Here is an 8,112-nt window from a genome sequence, read left to right as displayed (position 1 = left end):
CACCACCGGCTACAACTTTACTGAGGTACTTCACTGAACAACTCCATGGCAGAAATCCCAGGATCCAATTCCGGGGGACGACACTCTAACCGCCCCGCTGGCCATTTGAAAACAATCGATTCGAAGCGGGCCAAAGGTCAGAGGCTGCTTCTGGCCGATCTCTGCCTGTCGCGAGGGCCGTAATCGACCGAGGCTGTGTAAAAACGTTTTTCAGCGCGATTGGAGCCCAGTGCTGGACTGAAAATCGCGTTTCTACGCAAAATCCAGATCAGCTGAGCAGCCGATAATTTTCAGATTTCGCATAGACGCGCAAACTTCAATTTTGACGAAGCGTTTTTACACAGCCTGGACCCAGAGCGGATGCCCAGACATTCAAACCAAACGAGTAGATAATTGTCTGCTATTCCAGCCATTTCCAGTGCGTATGAACAACGAATCTTCCCAGCGCGAATCTACCGGCAGTACAGCATATAACCTTGCGCAGGCCCACGGTGCCCGGCCCCTGTCCGTTGATGGCTATCATCAAACGGTAGAACTGTGCGGTCGCGTCGCCTGCGGCTGGCTGTTCCGCTACAGGATCATTTGCAGCTTGGACATCCCAGCGCATGACCAAGAGTCATTCGCTGGCGCTGTAGGTTGCTTGGTTGCTGACGACGGAGAGATACGTGATCTCTCAGGTCCGATGTTCATGGACATGCTTCACATGCTTGCATAGCTCGCGGGACCACTTTTGGCCGATTGTGCCTGTGATGATCATCTGACTGATCGATCACACGATTCATTGTCGCGTAGGCGGCTTGGTGAGTTTAGGGGCAACGCATCGATCGCGGTGCGAACTTGCCGACACCGGAATGTCGCAATAGCAGCACCAAGCATCCAGCGCGGATCTCGCCCAACCCAGAATACAAAAAAACCGCCTACTCGCCTGAAAAGGCGGGTAGACGGTCAGTTAGCCTCAGTCGAACTGGGGCAGGGTGGGTTCAATGGGCAGGAGGAGGGAGGTGAATCGCCTGTCCGCCGAGGTGATGATCCAGAGCTTTTTCGCCGCTCCAACGTCAACGTCGTATTGCGAGAACAAGCTGGCGCCGGTCAGCACCGCCAGTTCGTTTTTCTGTCTGTCCGTCCCGGGTAGATTTCCCCAATCTCCACAGAGGTGACGGTCCAGATAGGGCGCTATGTCCAACAAACCTTGTTGAACGAGCGCCTCCACACCAAGGGTCATGACAACTTCACCAAGAGCAAAGAGCTCTCCAGGAATCCGCTTTTCAAGCGCCTCGGCTTCATGCCTGAGCATGAGCGTCAGCACCTGCCGCTCTTCTTCCTTTCGGTCTACGACCAGGCGCAGATCCAACAGGATTCGATCTGATCGCTCACCTGTGGAAGGAAAGCATTTGTGGCCGAAGTCAAAGAACAAAGGCTCATCATCCCACGCTTCCTGGATGACGGCTTCGCGAATGGACTGAAGCACTTCCGTCAGACGATAGCCCTGTTTGTTGTGGTTCAACAGGCTCGGACACTGCATGGAGTGGTTTTGGTCTCGGTCCGAGCAGGGGCAGGCAATCGACTGAGGGGGGGGCTGACACGGCTGTTGAACTTCAGACCCGAATGAGCGAGAAGCCAGGCTTTCCGCTCACCCGCAGAGCGTGGTCAGCCGCCGATGCTGACCGCTTGCCTATCCAGCACCGAGTCCATCCTCAGCTGTGCCAACTCAATCAGATGCACCACACCCATCGCCACGTTGCGGTTCGAACCGGTCTGGTTATCAGCGTGCTCATAGGCCGTGGCCGCGGCGGATTGCAGAATTGAGTAGACGTTGGCCAGGGCGTCTTCCTGGTTCCCGGGTTCATTCAGACGATCATGCAGCATGGTGACAGGTGCTGGTTTAGCGCCTGCCTTCGGACCGAGGTTGTAGTGAGACAAGGCACGGTCGGCGATACGAGGGTCAATGCTTTCGATGTTGGAGGTTGCGGGCGGATTGGGGGTGGGCTTGAACATATGGCGTAACTCCCTAGTTTGAATGGAGCCGCCGCAGATCGCGACTAAACGATGGGTGGCGGCCGTACGCAGGTTAGTCGACCGGAAACTAGGGAACCGGCGCACCCGAGGGTGCCCTGCGCACGGCCACCATATTGTGCAGGCGATAAAAAAACGCCTGTCTCAAAGGGGACGCAGTGCGCCGTAGTTTCGCGGGCGACTAAACCCGATCACTGATGAGCAGTGAGGAGTCGAAGCCTAGCCGCGAGATCAGGCGCAAACAAGCGGTCAGGATTTTCTAGGAAATTTCACTCAAGGGAAAGAGAGAACTCTTGCCGGTCGTTGAAATTGCCGACGTCTGTGAGAGGCTTGAGCGCCACTGACCCCGTGTTCGATCCTACTAGTGTAAGGGGCCGTTGATGGGGCGCTGCTTTCGAGCCATGGAGGGCGTTGGCAGCAATGGGGGTTGAAATGCAGAAAATTCAAATGTAGCCGTTACAAAGGCGCGTTCCAATTGAAGCCACACACCTCCTGTCGAAACCATTGCGTTAGAACACATCATGATCGATCTATTCATCGCTCATCTGGCGTTCCCGGGCCCTCTGGACTCCGTAGATGTTTGGCTAATCCGCGATAACCCGGCTCTCGTCATAACCCATCTGGCCGCCGCTATGCTGAATGAGCAGGTTTAGGCCTTTGCCCTGTGCCGAAGCCTCGACGTTCATATAGATCGGCGTCATTAACAAACCGGCCATGTCATCGACTTCCAGAGTCCGTACCAGCCTGCCAGTCTTGATCTCGACCTCCTTGATCGTCTTCATCGTGATGAAGGGCACTTGGTACGTTTCTGCTGGGGCCTGAATACCGTAGACGCCCAGGAACATTCGATCCTTGGTATGGGACCACATCGGGATTTCGACGCTGCCTTCCAGCAACTGTTTGCTCTCGTCGGTGTTATCCAGGCGTCCTACCTGTTGCAGGTTGATCGGCAAGGTCCGCTTGCCGTTACTCCAGGTACCGCTCGCGCCTTGGTCAGTCACCATCAGTGTAATGGGACACTTTTTGCCAGGCTCTTCGCAGAGTGCCAGCTGGTTTTCAGCCTGTTGCTCACCATGCAGAGCAATCGGGATGCGGTGCTCATCATAGTAATAACTGCCATCGACCTTCCCGGGCTTACCTTGCTGCAACCACACATATGTCTGCAGCGACATATGCACCGAATGACTGCCCAGGGTGCCGGTGTAGTTGCGGATCTCATACCAGCCAGCCCAGCTTGGCAACGACAGACAGGTCAGAAGCAGGAGCGACAGTGAGGTGTTTTTTTTCATGGGGGCATTCAGTCCGAGTGTCCATACGAGGCGTTGGTAGTTTAACTAGATTGCTGTCAGTACCGATGGCATGGCCTCCGGAACAGGTCAAGAAGGTGTGGAGCATCTGTTTGATGAGCCCGCCCCGGAAAATGACTGAGGTACCCCTTCCAGCCGAAGCGAGATTACGGCGGCAGCCAGCCAGTCATAGCTACGGCTTGGGCATTATGTTGGGCACGGAATGCGTTTGGTCTGGGACTTTCATGGGCTCAAGCTTGGCACTTTATGATGGCTCGGTGATATCATTCTCCGTAGCTGCCGAGGTTTTCTCAGGCAGAAGCCCTGCCGAAGGTGATGAGTCAGTAAGTCTCATTTCATCCTGAAAAGGCCGGGCGCGTGGCGGTGGGTGTGCGCCTACCGGATCGAACGGATATCGCAAAAGGCTGGTACCAAGTGGGTTCTCTACACGAGTCGGATAGCAAGTCACCCACCGAGAATGAATCGGAGAACACGCCAACATCTAAGCAATCTAAGAGTGCTGAAGGGCATGTGGCCAAACGAGCACAGGCTTTCGCCCAGTGGTTGCTAAAGAAGGCAGATGCGCACGATGACACTTCCTGGGACGCTGGTAAGACTTATGGTCATGCCGCCGGTTATACAAAAGGTTGGGATGCAGGCCATGAGGAGGGGGTCAAAGATGGTCGCACAGAAGGTCTCCGCGATGGACGAAGAATAGGTCGTGAGCAAGGCTATCAGGCCGGTCATGAGGCAGGCTTCGAGGAAGGAAAGTTGGTACTGGAGCTGAACCCCGGAGCGGGGCTGACAGACGTAGCTCCCGGAGTAGACGCCAACCTCTTCGAGCACTTCGATTTCCCCATCACCGCAGAACTCGAGCGTAGGATTCGCTCTGATATCGAAGCGAAGCTTCCTTCCTATCAGCAGCCGACAGATCCCCAATGGAGGATGATTCTTTCACGAAGTCCTTCCACCTACATCGTCGCCGGTGCTGGTAGTGGCAAGTCCACAACGATGGTGCTGCGCCTGCTCGTTCTTCGGCATTACCTGAATGTGCCTGAGGAGAACATCACGGTCGTGACATTCACTCGAGACTCACGCTTCGACTTCATCGAAAAGGTGGTCAAGGTGTTCACGTTGTGGAAAATCCCCATGGACGAGGAGAAGGGTAAAAGCTTTGTACGGACGTTCCACTCTCGCATTCTTGATTTTTTCAGATGGTCGCCGCTATTTCAGAATGCGAAGGCATTCGAGTTTCTCAGCAAGGACAACACCGCTGAAGACGAAGAGCCGGAAAACGTCTTGGACGTTAGGTTGAATGTGCGACAGCTAGACCTCATGAACCGGTGCTACCAGAACCTGTTTGAGAACAACCAACGTTTCCGCGAATTGATCATCGAGCTTGTTAAACATTCTGTAAGCATCGGAGAGCCCCTTAATCCGCAGGATCCAGAGCATGCCGCACGCATAGCTGTGATCAAGCTCTGCTCAGCTCGTGATCAAGAGGCCTGTAAGGCGGTGGAGTCACTTTGGCGTAAGGCTGGGTATTGGCCAATGCCTGGGGTAACGACTGAACTCGAACCCATAAGGCTAAAGGGGCACACGTTCCATGCTCACGGATACGCAGCGGACTTGAACGCTCTGGTGGTGCTCGGACTCGACCGAAGTGAAACTGACACCATAATGGTCGAAATGGGCAAGACGGAACTCTCTCTGGCGCTGAACATGAGGAGGATTTTCTTCAGACTTTTCTGTTCGAAGCGCGTCCTGTATTTCACGAACTACGAAGAGGCCTTGTGCTCGCTCGAGACGCTGAGAGGAGAGGTTTCTGCTGTCCCCAAATTTAGCTATCAGGTCGGCGGAGATATCAGGCCAGCTCCAATCATGCAGGCGTTCCACAGCGCTGCATCTTTCCTTGAAAACCTCGGTCTTGGGGTGCCTGAGGCAGTGAAGGCGATGGAGTTCAGGAAGAACGATATCGAAGCAAAATTCTTCGAGGCGCTTGGTCTGTTCTGGCCAGCATTTGAGAGCTTCCTCGCTGATCAGACACCGCGTGTTTTCACCTTCAACAAGATGTTCTCTATGTACAGCGAGCATGGCGAGGAAAACCTCAGCAAGCTTCCTGATAGCGTATTGAGAGCTCAAATGGTCACCCTCGTGGATGAATTCCAGGATTGTGGTGCGAACACTATCAGTTGGCTACGCGGTCTACTCGCTGAGCTTCGGCGACGAAGGTTTGAGTATCGCTCTCCACAGGGCTTGATCTTCCCCTCGTTGATGGCAGTGGGCGACGACTGGCAAAGCATCTACGGATGGCGCGGCAGTTCACCTAAGTTCTTCCAACAGTTCGAACAGTATTTCCCGTCGCCCAAAAATCTACGGATCATGCTGCAGCAGAATTTCCGTTCTCAGCAGATGGTTATTGATGCTGCCGAAAGTATCGTGCAGCACACCCGCTCCATTGAAGAAAAACATGGTGTAGCTGCTCATCCCGACGTCAAGGACTTGAGCATCCCGGTTCAGCTTTTGCGACGTGATGATCGGCGCCTGGTGGAGCTGGTCGAGCGACATTATGAGGCAGGGCATGAAGTTATGGTGCTGTCCCGATCCAGAAGCACATTGCGTGAGGTGACTACAAAGCTCGCAGGCGTGATGCAGCGTGCGAAGAGGGAGAAGCGGAAAGAGGATCGAGATCCAATTCGGCTCATGACGTACCACGGCTCGAAAGGTCTTGAGGCCGATGCCGTATTCCTAGTCGGAGATTGCGAGCAGCTTTCCTCGTCCGACTGGCGAAATCAGGCCTATGCTATGGCCAAGCTGGTTATGAATGGCGAAGCAAGGGCCTATGACTTTGCCCAGGGCGAGGAGGTGATGAGGCTCGCGTATGTGGCGATTACACGTGCCAAGCTTCACTGCTACTGGTTCCTTGATCCCCCGAAGCCAGGGGCTCAGGGGTTCCCGAAAGCCTCGGAGCGAATAGACAGAAGCCAACCCTATTTCCGAGACCTCAGGCGCTAAGGGCATGAACATGTCGTCATTAACCTAGTTGAGCATCGAGAGGGCGTGTTCATAGCGTTTCGTAGATGCCACTCTGGAAGGCTGCTCTGGATTAGCTGCTTCGCAAGTACGTTGCTGCGGCGTAGTTCTTCGGTATGCGCACGTTTTGTATGGCGCTCCCGCTGCGGCTCAGTGACAGAAATGCATTCATGTTAAAGTGCCATCTTTCTGTCAATCAAGTACGCCCGCATGGATGCCTTGTTCCACCGCTTTGACTGTTTTCCTTTGCTCACCCTCACCCTGGCGCTTTCAGGATGCCAAGCCCTAGGGGGCGCATCGTCCTCACCGCCGGTAACCCCGTCAGGGCTAGAGGTGTTCAACGCCCTTCTGAACGGGACCCCAGAGCCGAGCTCAATCGTGCGTGAAGGGGATCGAGTCACTTATATCGTGCGCACCCCGCCGGGTCGGGAGCACCGCTATCTGGCGAGTTTCCAGGCGAGTTGCAGCCAGCCAACTGTCGAGATGTACTTTCGTACTACCGGGGGTATGGTGCCATTCTCTGATGGTCCAAGCGCGCCACCCGAGGAGTTGGGACAGCTTCCTGCAGAACAAAAAAAGCAGTACCTGCAGAGCACGCAACTCAAACAGGTCTGTGCTCAGACAGCACCGCCCGACTGGCGCGCCTTCTCAACACCTGACCATCAGGATTGGCAACTGATCGATCGCGCCAGCCTGAAGGTAAAGGGCGATGAGGTCACGTTCTGGAGCGCCCGAGTCCCGGTCAGCGAGATGCTGACGCCGGACAAAGAAGCCTTGTATCGCCAGTCACGCCAGCGTTGGACAGCCAACTGTTCACTGCAACAGCTCGCCCTCTTGAGTACCTTCCACCTCGCCCCGAAAGGCCACGTCATGGGTGGACAGATACAGGCAAAACCCGTCCCCAAGGGCCAGGGCAGTCTGGACGCCGATGAACGCCAACTGCTTCAGTTAGCGTGCGGCAAACCGCAGTCACTGGAGCAGTACGCGCATTATGAGGGGCGTGAGCAATCACCCTTCAAATTGCCGGCACCGGTGATCGCCCCCTCTATCGTGAAGGCCGTCGAGGCATTGAATATGCCCAGGCCGGAGAAGGGCATCCAGCACCTGCAACTGGTGTTCAACGACTTGACCGAGGCAAACCGACCAGGGCTATACGGCCTGGGGCGCTTGGGGAGCGATACAAGCTACCCGTCGAGCGAGGCGAGCACGCTATTGGTCGAGCGTGGCCAAGGCTCGCTGAACCAGGAGGTTAAAGTCAGTTTCCGAGGTCTGATTACCCTGGGCAAAAGTCAATCCAACACCCTTGCCAGTGGGCTCTCTGTCAAAGAACGTTCACCTGCCACTGACCTCAAGTTCGAGGGTGATTGGGCGACGATGCCGGTCGGTGCGCAGCTGCGATACACCCTGCAGATACCGTTCGTCTTTGACGAAGAACTTAAGATTCCCAAGGACTACGGCTTCACGTGCAACGTTGAATCGCAGCGGCCTGCCAGCACCTATTACCCGAGCCTGACGGGCAACGCAAAAGTACTCAACTGCACCGGCCAGGACTACCAGTGGGGGAGTGGCATCGGTACTTTCGCCTACCTGGAGACGTATGGACTGTTTGTGCCGGTCGAGTATGTCGCGAACAGCCCGTCCAAATGGTACGGGAAGTGGACGATCAAGGCGGTGGAGTAAAACACCTGGAGCGGGAAGCCTGGCTTCCCACTCCCGCTCTACATGGAACGCTATCAGCGACTCAACCCAGCACTCATGGCTTGGACGCTCAGGCACGAAA

5 protein-coding genes are annotated in these 8,112 nt (G+C 55.3%); 2 read left to right on the top strand and 3 right to left on the bottom strand.

The window, feature by feature from the left end; translation table 11 throughout:
* Positions 1-955: 955 nt before the first annotated feature.
* The 3 genes from AC07T0_RS28655 to AC07T0_RS28645 form a co-directional block, all read right to left on the bottom strand.
* On the bottom strand, positions 956-1,504 hold the full coding sequence (locus AC07T0_RS28655) for a hypothetical protein (protein ID WP_495004343.1): 549 nt from the start codon (positions 1,502-1,504) through the stop codon (positions 956-958).
* A gap of 143 nt (positions 1,505-1,647) precedes the next feature.
* Positions 1,648-1,995 (bottom strand): DUF6124 family protein, encoded by a 348-nt coding sequence (locus tag AC07T0_RS28650; RefSeq protein WP_495004342.1) that lies wholly within the window; start codon positions 1,993-1,995, stop codon positions 1,648-1,650.
* A 602-nt stretch (positions 1,996-2,597) separates the two neighbouring features.
* Positions 2,598-3,302 carry a hypothetical protein gene (locus AC07T0_RS28645; RefSeq protein ID WP_495004341.1) on the bottom strand — a complete coding sequence of 235 codons (705 nt, stop codon included), beginning with the start codon at positions 3,300-3,302 and terminating at the stop codon, positions 2,598-2,600.
* Between the two features lie 387 nt (positions 3,303-3,689).
* Between AC07T0_RS28645 and AC07T0_RS28640 the strand changes: the two genes are divergently transcribed.
* Together AC07T0_RS28640 and AC07T0_RS28635 are read left to right on the top strand one after the other, a co-directional pair.
* Positions 3,690-6,314 (top strand): UvrD-helicase domain-containing protein, encoded by a 2,625-nt coding sequence (locus AC07T0_RS28640; RefSeq protein ID WP_495004340.1) that lies wholly within the window; start codon positions 3,690-3,692, stop codon positions 6,312-6,314.
* Between the two features lie 228 nt (positions 6,315-6,542).
* Positions 6,543-8,012 (top strand): hypothetical protein, encoded by a 1,470-nt coding sequence (locus AC07T0_RS28635; RefSeq protein WP_495004339.1) that lies wholly within the window; start codon positions 6,543-6,545, stop codon positions 8,010-8,012.
* Positions 8,013-8,112 lie beyond the last annotated feature (100 nt).

It is taken from the genome of Pseudomonas sp. GW821-FHT04D07 (assembly GCF_059420225.1).
Note: the sequence above shows the minus strand (reverse complement) of the source record. Positions and strands in the feature narration are given on the sequence as shown.